A 25,263-nucleotide genomic window follows, 5' to 3' on the forward strand; every position below is an offset into this window, starting at 1 on the left:
ATCTGACGGCCCGGGTCTGTCTCCTTTTCCCTCCCTCTGCCCCTGAATTGCCGGTAATACCTCTTCATAGTAATCTCTACACAAGCCTCAGCGCATACGCGGTAAAGTTCTCTGTGGGCTTGTATCTCAGCACACCCTTTTGAATGGTTATCCGTTCTTTTTGATAACTGTACTCCTCCTCGATCCGCTCCGGTGTTCCCTCGGGAAACTTTATCTCAATTACCTCCGGTACCTCTCCGCCAAATACATGAATCAGCGCGTACGCCTGTCCATTCCTGCCCAGACGCAGTACTCCCTGCCACCCCTCCGGGTGGCGCGCACTTCTGATCTTAGGCCCATACCGGTAGGTCTGGCCATTTTTAATAATCGGAGAAATACTCCGGTAAAATGTCATTCCTCTCTCGATTTGGCCCCATTGCTCTTGAGACAATCCTGTCACATCTCCGGATATACACATTCTGCCCAGAAACGTATTGGCTATGGAATACGTGATTCTCTTCAGAGAATCTTTCTGTCGTATCACCGCCCAGATCTGGCTCTGGCTCGGCAGGATACAGCGGTGAAGATTAGCGGCGATCACAGGTATCTCCTCACACTCATGGGCGTCAGAGAAGGAGGCCATGCTGGTCAGCCCCATCATTACCGGTTCCAGGCGATGCCCTCCGGATGCGCAGTTCTCAAGCACAATACCGGGCACCTCTCTCTTTACCTTCTCCATAAACCGGACCGAAGCCTCCATATTCTGCCGCAGGCCCTCGCCCAAAGATTCCGCACCGTCACAGCCGATTCCTATGGTCTCATTATAGTCTATTTTCATATATCCAAAGCCATATTTTTTCAGTGTTCCGATCACTCTCTCTGTAAGATACTCCTCCACCCAGGGATCACGCATATCCCAGAACCGCCTAAAGTAGCTGGTCAATACCTTTCCATCCTTCTTTAGCAGGTGCTCCGACTCCTGGTAAGCTCTGGACGCGCTCCCCACATTTTCAATTTCAAACCAGATACCCGGTATCATTCCTGCCTCCCGAATGGCTTTTGTAACTGGCTTAAGTCCCTGGGGAAACAGATCCTTAGAGACCTGATAATCTCCCATGCTGATATCCCAGGGAATTCCTTCTTCCTTATACCATCCACAGTCAATCACAAAATAGGTAAAACCTTTTCCCCGGATTGCCTGGAGTATCTCCATAATATTTTCCTGGGACGGGCATCCCCAAGTGGTACAGTATTCATTAAAAACGATGGGAAGCTCCTGCTCCGGTTCCGGGGCCAGCACCGCCGCTTCCTGCGCCGCCTGAGTCAGCCTGCCGCTAAAGAGATCAATAGAATCTGTATGACTAACGCTCACGATAGCTTCCGGTGTGGTAAAACTTGCTCCACTCTCCACTCTCTTCATCCAGTGCCCGAAATCCCTGTCTGCCAACCCTCCGCTGACTGCCAGAGCGTCATCCTTTCGGTAAAGCTCGATCTGCCAGGATGCCGGATGTGCAATCTGTGCTCCCCAGAAAATATGGTTCCTCTTATCCTGAACTGCCACAAAGGGAAAAAACTTATTCACCGGCATGGACCCCACCTGCCCAAACTTCTCACACCGCACCGCATGAGGGTCCCAGGCCGGTTCCAGCTGCAGATCCTCCGCCGGGATAACCTCCAGCCTTCCCTCCTGGCTCCACACACTCCGCAGCCGGTAGATATCCAGCTGTCCCCATCCGTCTCCATCCAGATAGGGGGATATTTCTCCTATAGAAAAGCTCTCAAACATTTCCAGATCCACAGGCACTAGCCCCCTGTTTTCAAATTTGCAGCGGATACGTATATAGGGGGTATCCTTTTTCCAGCTGAGGATATGATGGACCAGGCACCCTCTGTCATCTATCAGGGTGGTGGTGACCACCGTGCCATCTGCCCCCTCCTCCGCCTCCTGTCCGTAAAAGCTCATCCGGCGGACTGTCTCCCCATTTCTCATGGTATTTCCCTGTGCATAGGCTTCCTCATAAATGTCGCCCGCAGCCTTTACCTGTACCATGGAATCCACTTTCATATTTTTTTCTATTTTGTCGGGATAAGGCATATCCGCAGGCAACAGCACCAAACCTATCTTTTGTCTCATCTCATCTGTAACATAGCGGACTGTCATATCCCCCAACACGTATTCCTTAAATAACCTGCTCATCTCATCACTCCTATCCTTTTACGGCTCCCACAGTCATTCCCTTGATAAAATATTTCTGCAAACACATAAACAGAATGGCAATGGGGAGCACGGAAATCACAATAGCCGCCATAGCTGTGGTGTAATCACTGGTCTGTGCGGAGAACAGGGATTGAATGGCCACTGTGAGGGTCTTCAGCTGCTTTTTGCTCACATACAGGCTGGCCAGCAGATAGTCATTCCATATCTGAAAGGCCTGCATGATAATCAGGGTTGCCATAGCTGGCTTCAAAAGAGGAAGTACGATTTTAAAGTAAGTAGAAAACACCGAGCATCCATCTATCCTGGCCGACTCCTCCAGCTCCAGCGGCACCGTGGACATAAAGCTGTTCATCAGAAAAACTCCAAAGGATACGCCAGTGGCTATGTACATAAATATGATTCCAAAGGGCGTGTTCGTCAAGTGAAGTTTATACCCTATGGTATAGATCGGCAAAAACAGCGCCTGGTAGGGAATCAGTATCCCCACAATAAAATAGATGTAACAAAACTTAAAAAACTTCCGTCTGCATCTGGCAATCGCCCAGGCAGTGGTTCCGCATAGCAGCGCCAGTATCACCACGCTGATTGCCGTATACAGAAAGGTGTTGACAAAGGTGGTTCCCATGTTCAGCTTGTCAAACGCTTTCAAATAATTGTCCAGATTAAAGCTTTCAGGCAGAGCAAGGGGACTTGTCAGGTACAATTCCTTTTTGGTTTTGAAAGAATAGTTCAGAATGATAAAAAGGGGAGCCACAAAAATGACTGCCAAAACACTCATAATAATCTGTGTGATCAGTGTACTCTTTGTGTATGGCTGGGCCACAACTTCCTCTTTTTCTTTTTTTCTTCTCTTAAACATTACGCCTGCACCTCCCTCTTTTTCAGTCCCTTCACCTGTATCAGCGCCACCAGCAGCAGTACCGCAACAAGCGTTACGGACATTGCCGAACCGTATCCGTATTGCCTGCCATTGATGGCTGTGGTGTAGGTCTCATAGATAATGGATGTTGATGCCCGTCCTGGCCCTCCCTTTGTGGAAGAAACCAGAAGATCATAGACCTTCAGCGATCCCGTTGTGATTCCCACCACGCAGATGGTGATTGCCGGTGCCAGCATGGGAATAGTTACATTAAAAAATCTTCTGATGGCACCCGCCCCGTCAACCTTTGCGGCCTCATACAGTTCTGAGGGAACTGACTGAAGCCCGGCAAGATAAATTAGCATCCAATAACCGATCCATTGCCAGTTATTGGCGATCAGCAGTCCCGGAAGTACGGTTTTGCCATCTCCGAACAGAGCAAAGTTGATACTTGTTCCCAGCATCTTACTAATCTCCGGCAATACATTTGAGAACATTTTCAGCCACACAAAACCCACAATTACCGCACTGATCAGACACGGTACAAAAAATGCAGTCCGGTAAACTTTCTGGGCCTTTATACCGCTGTCCAGGGCTACTGCAAACAGCAGGGCCGCCACATTCTGAATGATGGTATTGCCTATGGTAAACTTAATGGTAAACCACCATGCAGACCGGAAATCCGCATCCTTAAACAGATCAATATAATTCTGGAATCCCACAAATATTTTTTCCGCCGACATTCCGTCCCAGCTGGTAAAGGAATACCTGAAAGCCAGAAACAGGGGAATAATCAATCCGATGGTAAAGATGATAAATCCCGGCAGTACCAGGCATAAATACTGCCTGAACAATTTTTTTTCCATAACAAAGCCTCCTTGTTTTCTTTTTCTTAAGTATACCTTTTAAGGCGTGTATCCCGTTAGGACAATCATGAAAAAAGGAGTTGCACATTTTTGAAATATGCAACTCCACTTTTACTCTTTTCGTTTTCTAATATACCTATTTCTTTAAGCTCAGTGCCTGCAGGGCGGACCATGGGCTATACACCTTTTTACCCTTCACTGTGCGGTATGCCCTTACCTTCACATAGTAGGTTTTGCCTTTCTTCAAGCCCTTTCTCATATACTTGGTTCTGCTGCCTTTGTTCACTGTTGCCGTCTTATAACCGGACTTCTTTTTCAGAGAATAGCGCACCTGGTATCCGGAGGCACCGGCTACTCTCTTCCAGGTAACAGACATTCCTGTGGTTGTTTTTTTCCGAAGCGTCACAACTGGTTTCTCCAGTTTCACCTTCCCTGCCAGTATATTTGAAAATTTGCTTGTTACTGCCTTGCCTTTCTCTGTCCTGTAAGCTCTGACTTTGTAGTAGTACGTTTTATTAAATTTCTTCTTTTGATCCGTAAATGACAGCGTATTGCCGCCCTTTACTGTCTTCACCTTACGGTAAGTACCGTTTTTAGAAACAGCCCGGTAAATCTGGTAGCCTTCTGCTCCCTCTACTTTTCTCCACCCAATTTGCACGGTGCTGTAGGAACTTCCGGTCACCTTCACAGATGGTTTTACCTGCCTGATATCCTTTGCCTCCACAGCAGATTTTTCTTTCACCGTCAGGCTGACCGAGGCAGTTTTGCCCTGATAGGTTACTGTGATCTGGATGCTTCCAGGCTTTGTGCTGTCAAAGCCGCTGACCTGATAGTCTGTCACAGATTTACTGCTGCCGTCGCTGTAATGAGCGGTAACATAGAGCGTGGACGGGTCGAATTTCTCTCCCTGTTCGTAAATCGTTTTTACTGCCGTTGCTGTGATTCCCTGAAGCTCTGGTGTCGGAACAGGCGCCTCCGCAACCCTCACAGTAAATTCCGCTGTTTTCCCCCGATAGGATACGGCTATGGTCTTGGTTCCCGGAGCACTGAAGTCAAAGTCCCCGATTGTATATTCCCCTGATTCTAAGATCACCGGATCACCGCCCTGGGAGCCATAGGCCCTTACCTCCATACCAGTGATATCCAGGCCTTCGCCCACATAGTAAGTGATCTTAGAAGGAGCTTTGACCTCCAGATTTACAAGTTCATTTAATTTCTCCGCTGCTTTTGCCAGACGTTCCTCCGCCCTGGCTATCTGATCCGCTGAGATTTTTTCTAGTCCGTTAATATAAACTGCATTCAGGAGAGCATCCTGGAATTCATACCAGTCATCCTCTGAGGTGAGTCCCTGACCCTTCTCCTCTGCATAGTCCCCATACTGGCTGCACAGTGTATCCAGTTTTACTTTGTTCTTTGCATTTACCATCTTCTCCACAGCAGTCTGGAGATTGTACTGTGCGTCATTGATCTGAACCATATCCGTAAGTGATGAGGAATCCTGCACCAGTGCCTCCGCAGCCTTATATGCCTGATCAAAAGCATCCCACTCTGTCTTGGGATAGTCTCCCGGATGGTAAGCTTCACAGTCTTTGAGTACGTTTTCCAAAGATGTGGTATCCACCGGTCGGAAGATATTGATATAGCTGACCACTGGTCCCCATTTTGCGTTGTCTGCATGTCCAATCTGTATTTTCAAATCTCCATTCTCATCGGCCGTGACCTGAGTGGAAATCACATAGGGCGCGTCAGAATTGTTGCTTGCCTCAAACTTTTCATATCCGCTCACAACCGTATCGTTTACCACCAGCTTCATTGTTCTGGGGTTCGATGCATTTGTCCATGATCCGGGCACATAAAATCCCAGCTCCGCCTTATACGTTTGCCCCGGTTCCAGCATAAACTGGTAGACAACACCCACATCTGTTGTAGGCTGGTTTCTCGCATACCGGAAGGATTTTCCTTTCGGTGACGTATCTGTCGCCCCATCGTTTTCGCAGGGCCAGGTTTTCTCACCTGTGAGCAGATCGGGGTATTGATTGTTACTCACATATTTATCTACGACGCCCCAGCGTGCTCCAGTTTCAGGGTCCCCACCATAAAATTGGTCTGTCACACTGTTTCTTACTCCAAAGGTGTCTCCCTCACTTAGCGTGGCTGGATTTACATCCCCTGCATTTACTGCATACTCATAATCCTTCTCACGTTGAAGCTCTGTACTTTCCTCAGACACGGTAAAATATGCCTCTACATTTACGGTACTGCGCACGTTTCTCAGAGTATAAATGCCGCCTGCTGCCGACAGACTTTCTGTGATATCCTGGCCATTTGCCACCGCCTGTACCAGTACACAGCCATCGTTCGGAACAAAGGTCAGGCGTACATCTTCGCCGCTGTTTACAGTCTCTTTATCGCTGTCTACAATACCTCCCTCCGTATAGTTTACGTTTACAGCAAAAGAGCTTTCTTCCAAAACCTCCCCTGCTTCGCCGGCCACCCGGTAAAACTCAAATTTATCGAAATTTGGAGTGTAATTTTCAAGTGCTGCATAATCAATATTTTCCGGCCGGTGCGCACTGGTTCCCGGCTTTAACACGCCGTTTGTGATGACTCTGGAGTTGTCATTGTACACCTTTATGGTATTGGTTCCCGCTCTCAAGTTCACGTTAACCACCTGGGGACGGAAGGACTCATCGCTGTAAGTATTTCTGAATACCACCTTCTGCGCCTCCTGGTCATTGACCCGGAAGGATGCAAAGCGTTCCGTCATCTGTGCATTGTAATCGTGTTTTCCGAACAGTTCTCCGTTGGACTGGTACACAACCATCTTGTAGGTTCCGTCCTCCGGCGCCTCCACGGTTAAAGTCAGACTGTTTGCGTCAACTGCCCTTCCCTCATTCTTCTGGCGGCCAAGCCCTAAAATGGTAAAGTCCGGATCCTCCTCCTCTATCAGTTCCACGCCGTTGGCAGCTTTCATGCCAGCCACATAAGAATTCCCTGATGCAAACGTCTTTGTTCCTGTACTCTTTCCGATGGCAGCAGTTCCTGCCAGTGTCCCGTCCTCTGCCTCCACGGATACAACAGGTGTGGACTCCTCTTCCAGGGCAGACACACTCATGCTGTCAAGCTTCACTGCCCCCTCTGTGTCGATATCCACCACATTAACTCCCTTCTGCAGGAATAAATTCTGATAAACAGATCTCCAGGTATTGCCCGCAGCGCTCAGTTCCATGGTTGTGCGCAGGTTATCCAGGTTGACCATATCATTATCCAGATAGATGTTTGCTTTTGCATCCTCCTCTGCCTGATACCGGAGAGCCAGACGATACATTCCATTGTCGGGAACTACCACATTGAAACGGACTCCGCCGCCCTCGACAACGCTGCGTGCCTCCAGTCCGGTGATATATCCCGCAGCTCCATCCCTTTTCGTCGTTAGCTTTGTAGTTTCTCCTTTGATTTCATTGAATTCTCCAAGCTCTGCCTCATAGGTTTTGTCAAATGCAGTATCGTAAGAGGTTTTCCCCTTATAGGTAAGATAAATACAGTCCACAACAGCCTTTCCTTCGCTGTCGCTTCCCTCCACAGTAATCTTGTGATTTCCTGCCGTGAGATAAATATAGGTGCTGTACATATCCTCCATACTCCAGTTTACCGTATTCTGCAATACCATCTCCTCAGCCAGCCCGCCGTCTATGATTAGCTTTTGAACAGCTGTCTTCGGAAAATGATTAGCGGGGTCTGCAGTATTTACTCCTGTGGCTGCCCCATACAGCATATCATAGCGGTAATACCCCTCCTTTGGAGCCTTCACATCAATGGTAAAGCTGTCACCTGTGTTGTGATTCTGTACCTGCTGCCTGTTCGAGCAGGCAAACTGCCAGTCAGCATTCACGATCTTCGCATTCCCCGCAAGGACTCCCTTTTCAGCCTCATACATTTCCTTCCACGTGCTGCTAAGTAACCCTGCATTCTCGTCCTCAGCTGCCTGGGTAACGGTAATGCGGTATGCACTCAAGGCATTCATATCGCTCATAGGTACGCTTACCCTGCCGTCAACCACCTGGACAGCCCCCTCTTTCACCACGTACGGTTCCTCCGCTGTTCCGTGGAAACCGGTAAAATCGGTGGCTTCTACTTTAATATGTACCTTATCTGTATCTTTAAAAGTCCCTGTCCGGTCAATCTGATCCAGGACAATCTCAGAACTTCCGCTCTGTCCGCCAAAGATAACATTGGCGCTCTTTTTATTCTCGTCCAGGGATGCCGCGCCGTAAAAATCAGCCTGGGCTGCCCCTGATGTGGAAACAGGAAGATAATTTCCTGACATATCCCCATACCATTTGTACAGCCACCATGCTCCGTTTCCTTCATTGGTATCTGCAGCCAAGCCATTCAGGTTATTGGACAGATGCCAGAACGGGAGGCAGCCGGCAACCTGATAGTCCTCCCAAAGCCCAATCCATCTCACCAGATTTCCGGGGGAGGCACACTCTGCGCGGTCTGCGTATTCATTGATTACAATTTCTCTCGGCTCAATGCCAAGACTCTTTTCCAGAGACCGATAATGGTTATACTCTCTGTCAAAAATATTATACTGCCAGGTGGACAGATCATGCCAGGATATGATATCGGGAAGGCAGTCATGGTTCTTGCAGAACGTCATATAATCCCTCATCACACCTTCATTGTAAACTGCCAGATTCAGTCCGGCTGTCTTCGGTGGGGCTGTAATACCATTTTCCCTGTAAACCTCTCTCAGTTCCTCCACCATATCCTTCCAGAACCAGTAGAGGCTGTTCCACCCGCTGACCTTATTTCCCTGGTCATCATGATATTCACCGACCCAATTTTCATTCGGTTCATTGTACAGCACCCAAACTGCATCCTCAGCGATCCCCGCCTTAATGCACTCTTCCGCCTGCATCCTGAGAATATCCAGATAATAGTCTGTGCCGGTAAATTCATAGAACCACAGCGCATAGTAATCCGGGACATAAATCTGTATGTGTTTTCCTCCCGCATTCTTAAAGGTATTGGCCATGTCCAGCACATCGCCGTTGGGGTGCTGCATTCCCCTGGGCGCCTTCTGTACTGCTGTGTTAGGCTTTAATGCCGTGATGGTATTCGCAGTGGGCACTTCATCGTCCCCCAGACCGTACAGCCAGCCTGTAGCCCCGTGATAGAGCTCCCTCTTTTCATCCGGAGCCATATTTACGGTCAGTCCCGGGACAGATTCGGCTGCCTGTGCTGTCCCTGCCGGCACAACACCTGCCCCGGGAAGAACCAGGGCAGCTGTCAATATACCTGCGATCCAGCGTTTAATACTGTGTTTTTTTATACTTTGTTTTTTCATACTCTCTCCTTTCGTAAAACATTTTAGTTGGCAGAGCTGGAGTCTGCACGGGCGTCAGATGCTTCCAGACACTCCTCAAACGTAATATCCCCTTGAAGCCATGCTGCAATATCCTTGGCATTCTCTTCCTGGAATCCCCCCCATACCAGCTGGTTGTTTCCTAGAGTTACATCTACGATTCTTCCCGCATCCGCGTATTTGTCGATGTCTTCCTGGCTTGGATTAGCAAAGGTAGGGGTAACATCCTTCAGCATAGAAGCCGTTTTGGTGTAGTCATATATCTCTTGTGCCAGCTCTTTATCTGAGGTGAGCAGATCCAGCACACAGTTTACCGCATCCTGATGTTCCGTCTTGGCGCTTGCCATAACCGTAATATTGGGCTCAAAGATCAGCTTGGAATCACCTGTCTGGTTCGGGAACGGGAAAATTCCAAATTCGAAGCTTTCATCAATATCCAGGAAGTTTTGAATAGACCAGGAACCGGAAACCTTCATGGCTGCTTCACCGTTCACCATCTTTGCGTCACAGTCTGTCTGTTCTGTGGAGAAGGTCTCTTTAAAGGTATTGTCAAAGATCAGCTTGTTGTATTCATATGCAGTCTGCATCTCCTTGCTGTCGGCAAAAGTAACCTTTCCCTCCCGGAATTCATCCCCCCATTCGGGGTTCTTGTTAAACACATCATTCATCGCAAACTGCATGGTGACATTTCCGATGGACCAGGTATCCACCATATGGCTTGCAAAGGGTGTGATCCCCTTGGTATTGCAGTCGTCGATGATTTTCTTCAGCTCTTCCTGTGTCTCAGGTACGTTCCAGCCGTTCTCCTCAAACATTTTTTTGTTATAGTAAACGCCCTGATAAAGCGCATTGTACACAAGCCCATATGTCTTTCCGTCTATAGTCACATTTTCTCTGGCAGCATCCAGTCCCCTGTCGAGATAAGTACTGTCGATCTCACCCAGTACTCCCTGAGGGGCATAGGTAGCGATATCCTGCGCTTTTCCGATCATAATATCCGGAAGTCCCGACTGCATGTACTGCTGCATCTTTGGCTGAAAATCATTTCCCCAGTCTACACATTCCCATTCCAGCGTAATGTTCGGGTACTTCTCTGCCAAGGCTTCATCAATCATATCCTCAATGCCCGCATCTGTAGTGGACTGTCCCGCCAAAACAGTGAGAGTGACGTCCTCTGATACCGGTGCCGCGGTATCTGCCGACTTTCCCTGGGTCTTTGCTCCTTCAGGCGTCGTTCCTGTCGTCTCTACTGTTTGTCCGCTGCCGCATCCCCCCAGCATTGCCGCTGTCATTGTCATTGCCAAAAGCATGCTGATTACTGATTTCCTTTTCATGTACATCCTCCTTTTTCTATCCGGTTATTAGTTGATATGTACATTATACAAATACAACCATGGCAGAATTAGGACAAAACAGAAAAAAAGAGTTGTACATTTTTGAAAACAGGCAATTTGGAAACCTTTTAAAAATAGGAACTGTCATCCCGGTGCTCATCCGCATACCTTAAAACCTCTTTTAAGGAACACTTTCCCCGCAGCCATTCCAAAGCCTGGTCTGCCACTGCACTCTGAAAAGGCCACACCAGCTGGGAATTCCCCACTATAGCCTCCACAATCTCTCCTTTCTCCTCGTACTCCATAATGTCTTCCCAAAGTACATTTGGAAGCCCAGCTTCTACGCCAATAAGCATTGGGAAAGACTGAGTAAAATCCGTGATTTCCGCCGCCAGTTTCTTGTCCTCCAATAAATAGGAAAAAATTTGATCCACCTGTTCACTGTTTTCTGTTCGTGCACTCTTCATAAAGGTGAGGTTCGTCTCTTTTATGAGACGGGAGTCACCTGTCTCATTGGGATAGGGAAAGATACCAAACTCCATCCCTGTATCATACTGGCTGGCAAACTGCATAGACCAGGAACCGGACAGATACATAGCCGCTTCCCCCTGCGCAAACCGGCTGTCACTTTCAAACTGGTTGATGTCCATCGCGTCCGGCCAGGATGCTTCCATGATGTCCCTGTTTTGTAAAAAACACTCTCTGACTGCCCTGTTTCCCGAAAAATTATCCTTTCCTTTGCGAAAATCCTCCCCCCAATCAGGATTTTCCTTAAATACACTGTTCATCAACAGCTGCATTGTCATATTTCCCAGCTTCCAGCTCTCCTGTAAATGGCATGCAAAGGGTATCACCTGATTCATCTCCAGCGTTTTTACGATCTGTTCCAATTCCTTCAAACTGTGCGGAGGCTCTAAATGGTACTGTTTAAACACATTTTTATTGTAGATCACTCCCTGATACCAGGCATTATAAGGGATGCCGTAAACCATGCCATCCACAGTGACGGCATCCAAAGCTGTCTTATTGATCTTATCCCCACACTCCGCCCTTATGGGCCCCAGATTTCCGGTAGAATAATAATTATATACATCCTGGGCTTTTCCAATCATAATATCAGGTATATCCCCTGACGAAAATCTGGCCTGCATCTGCGCATCAAACTGCTCCCCCCAGTCCACGCACTCCCATTCCAGTTTTACCTGGGGAAACGCAGCCTCCACAGCCTCAGTAATCATATCCTCTATGCCAGCATCCGGCGTAGACTGACCGGCCAGTATAGACAGAACAGTCTTTTTCCCTTCTTGAGGGGGCATTTCTTTCTCTTCGCTGACGCATCCCCCTAAAATCGCAGCTGCAGCCAAAACGGCTCCCGTTTTCCAATACTTCATTTTCTCTCCAACATCATACTGCCCCTGTAATCTCTGGGACTTTTGCCAACCATTTTACGAAAGACTCTGCTAAAATATGTATAGTCATCATATCCCACCAGAAATGCAATCTCCGTCAGACTGATCTCCTGCTTTTTCATATACTCCTGCGCCTTCTCTATACGAAGACGTGTGATGTACACCATTACGGTCTCCCCTGTTTCCTGACGGAATATTTTTGAAAAATAAGAGCTCTCCACATTGAACTGCTCTGCCAGGGAAGCCAGGCTCAGTTCCTCAAAATAGTGACTGTTTATGTACTCCACAGCCTTCTTCACTGCATTGCGTATGGAATCCGTGGATGTCTTTTTCACGTAGGGTATGACATACTCCATCATATCTCCAAGGACACTGCACAGGGCAGTGTTGTCCAACAGTTCAATGGTCTTATCCGCCTGTTCCCCCATACTCTCCACAGCTATCACTTCCCCGGGCTGCATATATCCCGCCGCAAATTCAGAAAGAACATTGACGATTTTTTTTACAGTCTGCTTTACCTCCAAATACCCCCATCCGGCTTCCTGGCAGCGGGACAGACCCATGGTTTCAAAAATCAGTTTTTTTAACCCTTCCAGTTTTCCGGCACCCAGAAGGCTCTTCATCTGCTTTTCCTTTTCCTCTGTCAACCGATTCTGGATGGAATCCTTTGTATTTCCGCTGTCTGAAACCAACAGCTCGTTTCCGGACCGGTATCCTCTGTTCATAAGCAAGGCCACTGCCTGAACATAGGCCATATGGATACTGTCCATGGTATAGGTATGCTCACTGATGCAGATAGTAACAGGCGATTTTGCGTGGTTTGACAGGTAAACCAGCAGCTTCTGCCCCCTCTTCTTCAACTCCTGGTTGTCCAGTTCTGACACCACAATAAACTCGTTAGAACGGTAAATATGGTTAAATATAATACTGCCTTCACTGGCAATAATACCTTCTGTCTCTTCTTTCACCGCATAAGAGAGCCGGTTCATATCGTAGCCGTATTCTTCCGCCAACCCTTTCAGGCTGTGAATCTTAATCAGCATCAGGCTTGCACCAGCAAAATCAATGTCACTGTTCATGGTAATCGTAGGGGTAAAGGGGGCCTCCTCCCGCTCCAGCAGGAGACTGAATTCCCTGTCCTGTATCAGTGAGGCTGCTCTTAAGAGCTTCTCCCTCTGCTGGCTTTCCTGTTCCTGCAGGCTCTTTCTCCTGCTGATAAGAACCAATGCCCTGGACAAGGCATTTACCAAGTCAATTTTTGTCACAGGCTTTACCAGATAATTGATGGAGCCGGCTATAAAAGCCTCTTTTACATACTGAAAATCATCATATCCGCTGATTACAAAAGTTACGATATCCGGATATTTCTCCTGTATAATCTTCAGCAGCTCTACGCCGTTTACAAAGGGCATATTGATATCCGTGATCAGAATATCAGGCTGCTCCCCTTGCAGCTTCTTCAGCACGTCCTCCCCGTCCACAGCCGGTTCCATAAATTGCAGGGAATATTTTTCCCACTCAATCATATTTCTTATTTTTTCTCTGGTCCAGTACTCATCGTCTGCAATCAGCACCTTGTACATCACTGTGTCCATTGATTTATTTCCTCCATCCTTACTCTGGGTATCAACAGGGATATCATCGTGCCCTCTTCCACTTTACTCTCAATCTTCATTCCCGCACTCTCTCCATACAGCATTTTGATTCGGGAATAAATGTTTTTCAAACCAATGGAGGTTCCCCCCTCCGGCTCCTCTCCATTCAAAATACTCTCCATTCTCTCCTGGCTGATCCCCACACCATTGTCACAGACCATGATCCTGAGGCATTTCTCATGAGTCTTGGCTTTCACAAGAATTTTTTTAGGTCCTCTTTTATTTTTCAATCCGTGATTCAGAGCATTTTCCACTAAAGGCTGAATCGTTATCCTGGGCAGAGTATCCTGCAGTACCTCCTCGTCAATGTCAAAAAGGTACTCTACATTATCCATCATTCTCACATTCATGACATAGATGTAGTTTTTCAAATGTACAATCTCCTTTGCCACTGTGGATAAGGGATTTTTCATATCCAGGCTGTAACGGAAAATATTGGATAGAGACTGACTCAGACTGCTCACCTGCCTGCAGTTCTGAATCTCTGCAATACTGCTCATGGTATCCAGAGTATTGTACAGAAAGTGGGGATTGATCTGTGCCTGCAAGGCTTTGTACTCTGCCCTGTTCAGCAAGAGCTTTGTCTCATACTCCCGCCGTAACAGTTTATCCATCTCATCCAGCATCTCATTAAACCTCTGTCCAAGTGCCCCTATCTCATCTTGGTTCTTTCGCTGCACCCGAAGCTCGGTCTCCCCACCGCGTATTCGGGTGATGGTATCCATCAGGTTTTCCAGGGGCTTTGTAAGGCTCTTTGACACATAGGTAGTGGCGATAACAGCGGTAATTATCATAATAACGGCAATTAAAATTAAGTTTTTTGTCAGATTCTTCTGGTTTTGGGCTAAAATAGACTGCGGCATCAGGGAATAAGCGCTGAGATTATATTTGTTCTGCGGCACCTGAAAAAACACCCGCTTAGTCACAACTGGCTGCTCTCCTAATTCTTTCCGGCTGTCCTGAACATTCCGAGCAATTTCTTCGTAGTATTTACGATCCGTATCATCCAAACTGCCTATTGATACAATAGGCCTGTCCCCCATAGGCTGCAGCCACATAAAGACCTCATCGCTCAGGCTGTACTTTTCCATGATGGTACGCAGAGCTTTACTGTCCACATCGCACACCAGATAGCCCAGCTTATCCGTCAATTTACTCTTGTTATATATTTTCAACACAAACCGGACGATATCTGTCTCCCTGAAGGTGTTGTAATAGCTGGAAATCAGCATAGCCGTCTGATCAGATTCCACATAATCCTTTACAGCCTTAGCATTATTCTGCTCCCCCTGGCTGGCATAAATATCCGTGGGATAATTGTGCTTTGGCGTAACCGCCCGCCGGTATGTACTGATGATCTGGTGGTCTGATGTATAGAGATAAAGAGCAACCACTCCATCGTCTGTCGTAAAATTCTCTGTCCCCATGCTGTACGCCATGCGATAATTTTCTTCCCTGAGTAAATCTGCCTTCTCCTGCCGCCGCAGACTTTGGAGCAGACCTTTTTCGTTGTACACCTTGATCAGAGAACTCTCAATGCTTTTTACAAACTCACATACATCATTCTGCATATTCTGCAGAGAACTGAAACTGTCTTCCTTCGCCTTATTGTAGATCAGTTTAGTGGATGTACTCTCGAAAAGAATGGTCTGCAAAACTAAAGCCATCAGCGTGATTCCCAGACATAAGCATAAGATTTTCGACCGCATGCTGTGTTCTCTTTTCATAGGGCTCTCCTTCATATCTTACTTTTTAATAAATATAGCACAATTTTCCAACTACTTAAATACAAACTTTTTAACAAGACAAAAAACAGAAGCATCTGTTTTTTAACAGACACTCCTGTTATACCCAATACTTACAGAGTCCATCTCCGTTTTTGTTACGCTATGCCGAAACCGGCACCTGTTCTCCAGCCTCCTCTATACTCTTTTCCAGATTGATTTCCTGTGAAATCATTTCTGCTGCACTGATGCAGTTATTGTTCATTCGCTCCAACGCGTGAAGTACAGTGGTAAAGGCTACGGTAAATTCCGGACTGCACTTTCCCTTTTTTAGTCGGCTCATATGATTTTTCATCAGACGAGCCTCCACGGAGAGGACCTCTCTCTTTCGGTCCAGAGTGTATTCCACAGACTCCCTGTTTCCCTCCTGGAGGGCAAATCCGCAATTGTCCACCATGGTGGCAATGGCTGTCAGGCTATCCTCAATCTCCCTCACCGCATCTTTGGAAAACTTTGATCCCTTCTCCCGCTTCATTTCCGCCACATTGGCAATATCCACACTGCTGGTTCCTATTCGGGCCAATTCATTCATGACATACATATAAGCCACCGTCTCTTTGGCCTGTTCCTCTGTCAGTGATCCCTCTGACATCAGCATGGAAAGACGCTGCACAGATTTTTCCTGTACGCTCTCCACATCCTGGGCTGCTGCTTTGACCCTCAGCAATGCCTCCGGATCTCTCTCCACAAATGCGGCCTTGGTGTCACTGATTACCTTGCAGACGCTCCCCGCCATGTGCACCACTTCCTTACGGATCAGATGCAGTGCAAATACCGGGCGGTTCAACATGTTGGAATCGATAAAAATTGGCTCTCCCGCTCTGTTTTCGTTCTCGTCCTTACCTGGAACAATCTTCATAACAATCTTTACCATGAGCCAGATCAGAGGCAGCCAGATTAGTGTATTAGCAATATTAAAGGAGGTATGCGCATTGGCTATCTGTCTGGAGATTACATCAATCTCGCTCCCTTGAGGCGATATCCACTGTACAAAACGTGCAAACCAGGGGATGATCATCAAAAATACGATACTTCCTGTAATGTTAAATACACTGTGGGCAACTGCGGTCCTCTTAGCGTTCTTTGACTGCCCTACACTTGCCAGCAATGCGGTAATGGTAGTACCAATGTTGTCCCCCAGAAGGATCGGAATAGCTCCGGCCAGACCAATCACACTGGTCACTCCATCAGGTCCGGGCTGCATGGCAAAGTTCTGCAGCACAGCAATGGTGGCGCTGCTGCTCTGTACCACCAGTGTCATCAGTGTTCCCACCAGCACGCCCAGTACCGGGATATCGGATACACGGGCAATCATTTCTATAAACACGGGGCTGGAAGCCAGAGGTTTCATTACATTACCCATGGTAGTGATTCCCACAAAGAGCAGACCAAATGCGAAGATAGTCTGCCCCACATTTTTCGCAAACTCTTTTTTTGAAAAGAAATAAATTACAAAACCTACAAACACAATTGGCCATATAAAATCGTCTATTTTAAAAGCAATAATCTGTGCTGTCATCGTGGTGCCGATATTGGCTCCCAGTATGACAGAGATTGCCTGGGGCAGTGACATCAGGCCTGCGCTCACAAAGCCGATTACCATGACTGTGGTAGCACTGCTACTCTGAAGTACAGCCGTCACCAGAGCTCCGGCCAGTACACCCATGACGGGATTCTTTGTCAGAATGCCCAGGATGGTCTTCATTCTCTCCCCCGCGGCCTTCTGAAGCCCTTCGCTCATCATATTCATACCAAAAATAAATACTGCAAGTCCACCCAATAACCCAGAGATAACCTGAAATGTCTCGCTCATCTTCTTCTCCCTTTATCCTTTTTTACGTGTGATACGTACGCACAAATCCTGTCCGTACAGTATGTCCAATGTAACATTCCTACGTAAAATTCATATGGGAGTTTTGTAAAATCTATGTAAAGTTTTTTTTGTAACTGTTCAACAGGTCTGCGCATTTCTTATTTTTTCACGAATCCTGTGCATCTCATTGTCTACAGAAGCGACCGTATCCGCACACTTTTGCAAATCGTGGTAAATATGGTCCACATCCCTCAGCCCCTTTTTATACCTAAGCTCGTGATCGAGTCTGGCCCATGCATCCATAGCCACAGTCCGGATCTGTATTTCTACTCTTACCCGGTCCCCCTCTCCTCCCAGCCCGGTTGTCATGGCCGCAATCAGGTGCAGGCTTCGGTATCCGGTGGTCTTGGGTTTTCGGATAAAGTCCTTTCTCTTTATTATCGTCAGTTTTTCCCATGTTTCCAATTCGCGAGCCACAGAATACACATCCTCCTGGTAACAGCATACCACGCATACACCGGCAAGATCATTTAAATGTTTTTCCGCTGCTTTTATGGTCACAGGCTTTCCTTTTCTCTTCAGTTTCTCTGCTGTACTCTCTGCTGTCTTTATTCTAGACGTTATGAACGTGATGCTCCTATGTTCCCCTGCCCTCTCCTGTCTCTCCGTAATTCCTCTTAGCGCCTTCTCTACCTGGCGGATTGCGTACTCATATTTCAGCAGAAAGCAGTCCCTGTTCATCTCTGTCTTTAGCTCATCCAAAGACATTTTCTGTTTCTTTTTCTTCATACTTTTACATTACACCAGAGTGTCCAGCACTTTCTACCATCTCTCTTTAAATCTTTTTTAAATCTGTGTAAAGTAATCTGTCACCTCATGGCAATCTCAAGCAGAATCCCTGCCGCTGCCGAAATTCCATACAAAAGGCCCAGAATCTTAAAGTTCTCTTTTTTATTCCTGTTCATCTTAAAAAGCACCACAAGGCCGATCCCTGCGCCGGTACAAAGACCGGAGATCACGGACGCAAAGCTGATGGCCCCGCTCAGATACAGCTCAGTAAGGATCACTGAGGCGGCACAGTTGGGAATCATGCCGATGACACCGGCAATCAGCGGCTGGAACAGGGAATCGCCCAGCAGATATGCGGAGAGTCCTTCCACCCCCAGCACTTGAATAGCCAGGTTCAGGATCAGCGTAAATACCAGGATATAGACGAATATGCGCAGTGTATGGTTGAGGGCCGCCTTTGCCACACTCCCTTTTTTGTGGTTATGGCATCCGCAGTCCGCACAAATTTGATCCATGTCTTTCTTATTCTGCTTTGCCGGTGGAAAAATAAGGTCAATGAGATAACCCGCTGCCAGGGCAATGGCCACCTTGGCCGCTATAATTGTAAAGATGCTCTCCCCCTGTCCCGGATGTCCCATGAGAATCAGCAATGCCTCATCTGAGGTTGCTAAAAATACGGAAAGCAATGTTCCCATGGTGATGACGCCGCCTGAGTAGAGGTTCGCCGCCACCACGGAAAAACCGCACTGGGGAATACAGCCAAGCAGGGCTCCCACGGCCGGACCTGCTTTTCCCACCTTTCCCAGCGCCCGGTTCATCTTGTCCCCGGAATAATGTTCAAGCAGTTCCAAAATAAAAAATGCGGCCAGTAAAAAAGGCAACATTTTGATACAGTCTAAAAGGGTATCTGCCAATACTTCCAAAAGCATATTTTTTCTCCTATTTTTGGTCTGTTTCTGATTATAACACAGATTCTATAGAAAATACCACCTCACATCTTTTTCTTTTTTGAATAAAATAATGTGTAGTGAGGGTTACTGTTCACATGTCCACAGTAACTAGTGAGGTGATTATATATGTCAATATTATTTGCGCTTCTGATCGGAATCGCTGTGAATCTCGACAACCTGATTATCGGGATGAATGTAAGCCTTCGCGGTCAGAAACTTTCCCTGACGCAAAATCTGATCATCGGCGGAACCACAGGCGTGTGTGCATTTCTCTCCACCCTGGCCGCCCGATTGATTACTGGAAATTTTCTCGTATATACCAATATTGTCGGCTCCCTGATTATGATATTCTTCGGGCTTTACTGTCTCTGGCAGTGCCGCGATTCAGACAGTGCTCCGGAAATCTTCGAAAATCCGGACCTAAAAGACATTTTCTTCCTAAGCGGCGTGCTGGCCGTCAACTGCATTCCCCCTTCCTTCAGTGCGGGCGTTATGAACCTGTCACCTCTGTGGATAGGCGCATCCTCAATGACCTTTTCCTGTCTCAGCATGTGGATCAGCGGGCGTATGGGACAGCGGCTCCTGCGCTGCCGTTTCTTCTCCCTCCTGGCACCGGCTTCCGCGATCCTGCTGATTCTCATAGGTATCGGTGAACTTCTGTTTTAACTGCAGACATTTTAAAAGCTCAGAGTCATTCAGACTACTGAGCTTTTAAAACGTTCTTCAATTTCCTCCAGGCTCCTGGCGCATTCCAGCAGCTCTTTTGCCACCTCCTGCTTATCCGCCCGGTTTTTTTTATAATTTATACGGTGCTCCATACTGGCCCAAAAATCCATCGAAATGGTCCGAAACTGTATCTCCACCGGAAAATATTCCATCACATCCAGATAGTAGACTGGCACTCCCACCACCATATGATAGCTGCGGTAACCGTTGGGCTTGGGATTGGATATATAATCCCTCTCCTTGATGACAATCAAGTCCATCTGCTTTTTCACAAGTTCCGCAAGGTTGTAGATATCCTCAACAAAGTAGCAGATTACCCGTATCCCCGCTATATCCATCAGATGATCCTTGGCATTTTGAAGACTGTCCGTCAAATCCCGGCGTACCAGCTTTCCCTCAATGCTCTTTTTCTTTTTAATTCTATGCTGCATATTGTGTATTGGACAACTGGCATCTTTATCGTAAAGATTTTTATCCAGCATTGACAGCCTGGTCAGCAGGATTTCGTTTGCATCGTGATACGGTCCAATCAACTCGTAATACTGCTCATTTGTCATATAATCCCTCCTTTTTGCACATATTTATCGTAAAAGATAAATATGTACAATTTGTGAGGGTTATGTGTCTGCAATCTTAAGTCTTTCTAAAGGCTTTCTCTTACTTTGCTTTTGTGGATTTTGATCCGGATAATCCGGAGTACAAATCCGCACCCACAGCGTTTGGTCTGTATGCCTTGACTTTAAAGTAATATTTCTTTTTAGATTTCAGCTTTTTGCTTATAAAACCAGTCTTGTTTGTGGATCCAACCAGTGTATAACCGCTCTTACTCTTTGTAGAACGGTATATATAATATCTGGTAGCTCCATCCACCTTTTTCCAGGATACGGTTATCTGCCCTTTCTTTTTGCTCTTTACAGAGATAGTGGGCTTTTTCAGGGAATCATTCAAAGTGATACTGGCTGGTTTGCCTATCAGGGAACTGCTATAGCTCTCATACTTATCCCCGTCCTCATCGATCTTCTGTCCATTTGATTTGAACGCCTGCACGTAGTAATAGTAGCGTACCCCCTGCTGAGGTCCCTCATTGATGATATAGTAATCATTTGCATTGCTTCCCCACTTATACTCTCTCCGGGTGTCCGTCACACTTGTGGACTTGATCTGGTTGGTAGACCCGCCCGCTGCGCCTTCTGGTATTCGAACAGTTTCACCCATACCGTTGTAGCTGTCCAGGTCCTTATTGTAAGGACTCAATATTCTGGAGCGGTATACCCTATAATACGCAGCTCCCGGAACAGCTCCCCAGCTCACATTCACACCGGTATTCCCCGCGGCAGCGGAAACCTTGACTCCACCCGGCTTGGGGACAGAGTGGTTTGTCGTTGAAACCTGAAGATAGTAAGAGTAGTTATCTCCATTATATGCACAGATGCGGTAATCGGACTGTTCACCCACCGCTGATTTCGGGAATGTGTAAGAGACTGCTGTGGACTTTAACTTGGTTACCTGTGTCCAGATTTCTGAATTGGGATCTTTTTTCTCCACCAAAAATCCATCTGCACCGATTATCTTTTTCCATCTGAGTGTCACACTCCCGTCTTTGTTGTTGACCGTTGTTGCAGAGAATGATCCAAAGTCCAGTGTGGCGCTGTCTGTGTCGGATATAGTAAGAGAACGGACTGTTTTTTTCTTACTCTTAACATCCTTATAGGCAACAATTTTGTAGGTATAAGACTCTCCCGGCGTCAGCTTCTTGTCTGTATAGGAGGTCGCGGAACTTTTTTTAATGGTTTTTACCAGTTTAAAGCCTGTAAAACCACGGGAAGCCCCACCCTCCACGGTGCTGTCTATGCTGCTGCCCACGGAGCGGTATATTTCATATCCACTGGCTCCTGATACCTTTTTCCAGGTCAGCTTAACGCTTTTGCTGCTCACCGGAGCGGCCCTAAGCTCCATATCCCTGCCCCAGGTTGTTGCACTGAAGTAGGTCCATTTGCCATAGCTTGTCTTTTTATTCTCCCGATTGTAAACATATGCACGAATCTTATACCGGTAGAGCTGCGAGGCCTTTAGTCCACTGTCCTTAAAGACGAAATCGCTGATCTTAGCCACCTTTTTATAAGACCCGCTTCCTGTTGCCCGGTAAATCTCATAGCCTGTCACGCTCTCATCATTTACCATCCGAAGGGAAAGGCTGGTACTTCCCACGATCTTGTCCCCTATCCGTACATCCGGAACCTTTGCCTGGTAGGTGATTGTGCTGGAATAAGGTCCATAGATATTTCTCCAGTCATACTGTGTGTCAATCTCATCCCTGATATAGGCCCGGATATAGTACGTCTTTCCTGCCTCCAGGCCGTACAGGTACATCTCATTGCCATCGGATGCGGAAGAATAGTCCGTAAAATCATTGTCGGGAAAATCAGGCTTTGTGGACCACTCCACATACATTCTCATGTCACCGCTGAGCCGGTTCTGCCATCTCACATAGGGTGATCCTCCCCTTACCTGAAGGGTGAGCCCTGTCACTGACTGAACCCCCGCATCCACCTGCGGATGGTAGGACCTGGATGCAGCCGCAGTCAATGGCTCTCCTAAAAGCATAATACCTGTCAAAGCTGCCGCAAAAACTCTAAGTAATTTTCTGTTCTTCATAACTCATACTCCTTTCGTTCTTATATATCTATCTTACTCTCTGGTCTGCCTTTTGTCTACATTATTTGTCATATTTTGCAATAATTTACATTCTATTAGAACATATCAAACACTTTGTTCAAAATGATCTTTATTAAATAGTTACTCTTTTTTCTATATTTTTAATAATTATCTCACAATATTCCATTGACAATCTCACGTTCCATCCTTCATACTATAGATACAAAACATGAAAGGATGTGATTGCCGATGGATATTACCATTGCAGCGGACATTGACCCAGAGTTTTTAGAAATTGTGCAGCACATATTGGCCGATGCCGAATTTAAGAAATTGAACTTATATCGGCAGCACCTGAAGACTACACGCCTGATGCATAGCATCAACGTTTCCTATATTTCATGGAAGCTGGCGAAAAAGTTCCACTGGGACGCCCGGACAGCGGCTCGTGCCGGATTGCTTCACGATTTCTTCCTATATGACTTCAAAGATAAGCAGCCCACAGAAGAGATGCAGGCTTTCTACCACCCAAAGGTAGCAGCCTACAACAGTGCAGACCGCTTTGGAATTACAGAAAAAGAATGTAGGGCTATTTTATCTCATATGTTTCCTCTGGGTCCATTGCCCGCCTGCAGAGAAGCCTGGCTGATCAGCTTTACGGATAAGCTCTGTGCCACCGTTGAACTGATGAAGTTCCCCATCGCCCTGGCAAGGCAGGGCCGGGTTATGGTCAGCCCCGCTTGACAAACGACAGTCTTCTGTCGCTTACGGAAGTATGTACAAAAAGAGACAACAGTTTCATCAGACTGTTGTCTCTTCATTTTTTAAAGATACTATTCCTCAATATCCAGCCAGCATTGGCCTGGTGAAACTTCCTGTGTAAAGATCCGGCCAGCATTCTTCAGATCCTTTGCCTGATGGTACTTAAAGAGCATTTGGCCTCCTTCCATCTCCCCCAGAATCTCGATTTTTCCAGTCACGTGGGAAAGGACATAGCGCAGCCCCTTTCCCTGACCGCTCTGCAGCTGCTTTGCGCCCTCTACGATCCGGTATGCCTCGTGAAGTGGTACCTGAAACTGGCTGTGCACTCCGGTTACCGGTCTGCACTGGAAGATATAGTAAGGGATTACCCCTATAGAAGTAAGGCCGCGCAATAGGGCTCCCAGCACTTCCGGTGTGTCATTCACTCCCCTCAGAAGCACCGTCTGGTTTCTCACCACAATCCCCGCACGCATCAGCAATCTGACCGCTTCCGCCGCCTCTGCGGTAATCTCTCTGGGGTGGTTGAACTGGGTAACTACATAGATCTGCTTTTTCCTTCCATATTCCTCCAGCATAGCCACCAGCCCCGGATCTGTGGTAATTCTCTGGGGAAGTACTACCGGAGTGCGCGTCCCGAACCGAATTAAGTCTATATGTGGGATCGCGGTAAACTCTTCCAGATATTTTTGGATGGTCTCAGATGAGTTTAAAAAAGCATCCCCGCCTGAGATCAAAACATTGCTGATCTTGGTGTGTTCTTTTACATAACGTACCATGTCATCAATGTGTTGAGCTATCTCCTCCTCAGACAGCCCTACCAGGCGCTTCCGAAAACAGTGCCTGCAGTACATGGCGCACTTGTTTGTGGAGAGAATCAGTACCGTTGGCGCATATTTATGCTGCATGCCATTCATAACTGTATTGTCATGCTCACCGCTGGTATCAAAGTCCCCTCCGTTTTTCAGCTCAACCTTGTCCGGGATACACATTTTCCGAATGGGGTCCTCCGAATCCTCGAAATCAATCAAGGAAAGGTAGTAAGGATTTACGTACATGGGAAACATCTCCTGAATTCTGCACAGTTCAGACAGATCTTTCCTGTCAATGCCTAATACCCCTGCAAGCTCTGTAATATCTTCTATCCCCTGATCCAACAATTTCTTCCAATCTGTCATAGTATCCCTTCCTTCTCCTTTTTGTTTAAAGCAAAGATTCAGTTCCATTATAACAAACTGTTGTCGAAATTGCACATTTTTTCGGTATTTTTAACTTTTTTCAAGATAAAATGTACTTGGCTCTTTTCTCACCGATATCAAGTTGGACTCGAGCCTGTCAACCAATGCCTGGTGGGCAGGTGAAGTCACCTGACGTGCTCCCAAAGGACATTTCTTCACACACGCAAAACAGTTGATGCATTTGGCTGCATCTGTTTCTCTTGGCGCCGCCTCAGAGATCGCCTCTACAGGACAGACCGCGACACAGGCTGCGCAGCCTATGCAGTTTTCCTCCCCCTTTGGGTGATAACCCGGCCGCTTTCTCTCCCGGTAAGGGTGATTTCCCGGTACCTTCAGGTCCCCTTGCCGGGGTATATCTCCCTCTAACACCTCCTTGATCCCATCTATGAATTTCTTTATGCTTTCCCTGTCCGCCTCATCCGGCCTCCCAGCGCCGATTCTGGAAGAATACGTATGCGGAGCAATCCATGCCCCGGCTGCGATGCCGATCAGCCCATTTTGCTCACAGATTTCCTTTTCCTCCAACAGAGCATCCTCAAACTCCCTGTTTCCATAACTTACTGTAAAAACCGCAGGAGTATTCTCTCCTCTTATTCTCTCAAAAATGCCTCCTTTCACATCCGGCAGCCTCCCCGCATACACAGGAGCTCCCAGAATCACCAGTTCTTCCCCGCTAAACACATATTCTTGGTTTCGGTTCTGGGGAACCGTCAGATCAATCACCTCATACTCCGCGCAGAGGCCCTTGGCGATTGCCTTTACATAGTTCTCTGTACCGCTTGTGGGACTAAAATAGACAGCTGTCACCTTTTTAATATTCAAATTCTCCACCTTCTTTCTCTTGTTTAGTTTCATTAT

17 protein-coding genes are annotated in these 25,263 nt (G+C 47.1%); 2 read left to right on the plus strand and 15 right to left on the minus strand.

The genetic code is table 11. From position 1 onward, the window contains the following. Positions 1 to 76: 76 nt before the first annotated feature. From AC0THY_RS00360 to AC0THY_RS00410, 11 genes are all read right to left on the minus strand, one after another. Complete coding sequence (locus AC0THY_RS00360) at positions 77 to 2,176, minus strand: glycoside hydrolase family 36 protein (RefSeq protein WP_489992491.1); 2,100 nt, start codon at positions 2,174 to 2,176, stop codon at positions 77 to 79. A 10-nt stretch (positions 2,177 to 2,186) separates the two neighbouring features. Then, positions 2,187 to 3,056, minus strand: coding sequence for a carbohydrate ABC transporter permease (locus tag AC0THY_RS00365; protein ID WP_489992492.1), 870 nt, complete (start codon positions 3,054 to 3,056; stop codon positions 2,187 to 2,189). Then, positions 3,056 to 3,922, minus strand: coding sequence for a carbohydrate ABC transporter permease (locus AC0THY_RS00370; protein ID WP_489992493.1), 867 nt, complete (start codon positions 3,920 to 3,922; stop codon positions 3,056 to 3,058). The genes AC0THY_RS00365 and AC0THY_RS00370 overlap by 1 nt, the downstream gene beginning before the upstream one ends. A 136-nt stretch (positions 3,923 to 4,058) precedes the next feature. Further along, positions 4,059 to 9,275: a bacterial Ig-like domain-containing protein gene (locus tag AC0THY_RS00375; RefSeq protein ID WP_489992494.1), complete on the minus strand. Its 5,217-nt coding sequence runs from the start codon at positions 9,273 to 9,275 to the stop codon at positions 4,059 to 4,061. A 23-nt stretch (positions 9,276 to 9,298) separates the two neighbouring features. Further along, positions 9,299 to 10,627 (minus strand): ABC transporter substrate-binding protein, encoded by a 1,329-nt coding sequence (locus AC0THY_RS00380; protein WP_489992495.1) that lies wholly within the window; start codon positions 10,625 to 10,627, stop codon positions 9,299 to 9,301. A 128-nt stretch (positions 10,628 to 10,755) separates the two neighbouring features. Next, complete coding sequence (locus AC0THY_RS00385; RefSeq protein ID WP_489992496.1) at positions 10,756 to 12,018, minus strand: ABC transporter substrate-binding protein; 1,263 nt, start codon at positions 12,016 to 12,018, stop codon at positions 10,756 to 10,758. Then, positions 12,015 to 13,631, minus strand: a complete 1,617-nt coding sequence (locus tag AC0THY_RS00390) for a response regulator transcription factor (RefSeq protein WP_489992497.1) — start codon at positions 13,629 to 13,631, stop codon at positions 12,015 to 12,017. Before AC0THY_RS00390 ends, AC0THY_RS00385 begins: the two co-directional genes overlap by 4 nt. Then, positions 13,619 to 15,418 (minus strand): sensor histidine kinase, encoded by a 1,800-nt coding sequence (locus AC0THY_RS00395; RefSeq protein ID WP_489992498.1) that lies wholly within the window; start codon positions 15,416 to 15,418, stop codon positions 13,619 to 13,621. Before AC0THY_RS00395 ends, AC0THY_RS00390 begins: the two co-directional genes overlap by 13 nt. A gap of 160 nt (positions 15,419 to 15,578) precedes the next feature. After that, a complete protein-coding gene (locus AC0THY_RS00400) occupies positions 15,579 to 17,288 on the minus strand; it encodes a Na/Pi cotransporter family protein (protein ID WP_489992499.1) in 1,710 nt (569 codons plus the stop codon). 138 nt (positions 17,289 to 17,426) lie between these two features. Then, positions 17,427 to 18,077, minus strand: a complete 651-nt coding sequence (locus AC0THY_RS00405) for a GTP pyrophosphokinase (RefSeq protein ID WP_489992500.1) — start codon at positions 18,075 to 18,077, stop codon at positions 17,427 to 17,429. An 80-nt stretch (positions 18,078 to 18,157) separates the two neighbouring features. Then, positions 18,158 to 19,006, minus strand: coding sequence for a putative manganese transporter (locus AC0THY_RS00410; protein ID WP_489992501.1), 849 nt, complete (start codon positions 19,004 to 19,006; stop codon positions 18,158 to 18,160). Positions 19,007 to 19,153: 147 nt separating this feature from the next. On the opposite strand from AC0THY_RS00410, the gene AC0THY_RS00415 reads away from it, so the two are divergent. Continuing rightward, positions 19,154 to 19,693 (plus strand): manganese efflux pump MntP, encoded by a 540-nt coding sequence (locus AC0THY_RS00415; protein ID WP_489992502.1) that lies wholly within the window; start codon positions 19,154 to 19,156, stop codon positions 19,691 to 19,693. Between the two features lie 29 nt (positions 19,694 to 19,722). On the opposite strand, the gene AC0THY_RS00420 is transcribed toward AC0THY_RS00415, so the two are convergent. Further along, positions 19,723 to 20,310, minus strand: a complete 588-nt coding sequence (locus AC0THY_RS00420; protein ID WP_489992503.1) for a GTP pyrophosphokinase — start codon at positions 20,308 to 20,310, stop codon at positions 19,723 to 19,725. A gap of 100 nt (positions 20,311 to 20,410) precedes the next feature. Then, a complete protein-coding gene (locus AC0THY_RS00425; RefSeq protein ID WP_489992504.1) occupies positions 20,411 to 22,408 on the minus strand; it encodes a fibronectin type III domain-containing protein in 1,998 nt (665 codons plus the stop codon). A gap of 249 nt (positions 22,409 to 22,657) precedes the next feature. On the opposite strand from AC0THY_RS00425, the gene AC0THY_RS00430 reads away from it, so the two are divergent. Next, on the plus strand, positions 22,658 to 23,152 hold the full coding sequence (locus AC0THY_RS00430) for an HD domain-containing protein (protein WP_489992505.1): 495 nt from the start codon (positions 22,658 to 22,660) through the stop codon (positions 23,150 to 23,152). Positions 23,153 to 23,241: 89 nt separating this feature from the next. On the opposite strand, the gene AC0THY_RS00435 is transcribed toward AC0THY_RS00430, so the two are convergent. Continuing rightward, complete coding sequence (locus AC0THY_RS00435; protein WP_489992506.1) at positions 23,242 to 24,393, minus strand: KamA family radical SAM protein; 1,152 nt, start codon at positions 24,391 to 24,393, stop codon at positions 23,242 to 23,244. A 42-nt stretch (positions 24,394 to 24,435) separates the two neighbouring features. Continuing rightward, entirely contained in the window at positions 24,436 to 25,260 is an 825-nt protein-coding gene (locus tag AC0THY_RS00440; RefSeq protein ID WP_489992507.1) for a 4Fe-4S dicluster domain-containing protein, read from the minus strand. Between the last annotated feature and the right edge of the window lie 3 nt (positions 25,261 to 25,263).

This window comes from Ruminococcus sp. 8Y-12 (assembly GCF_058119865.1).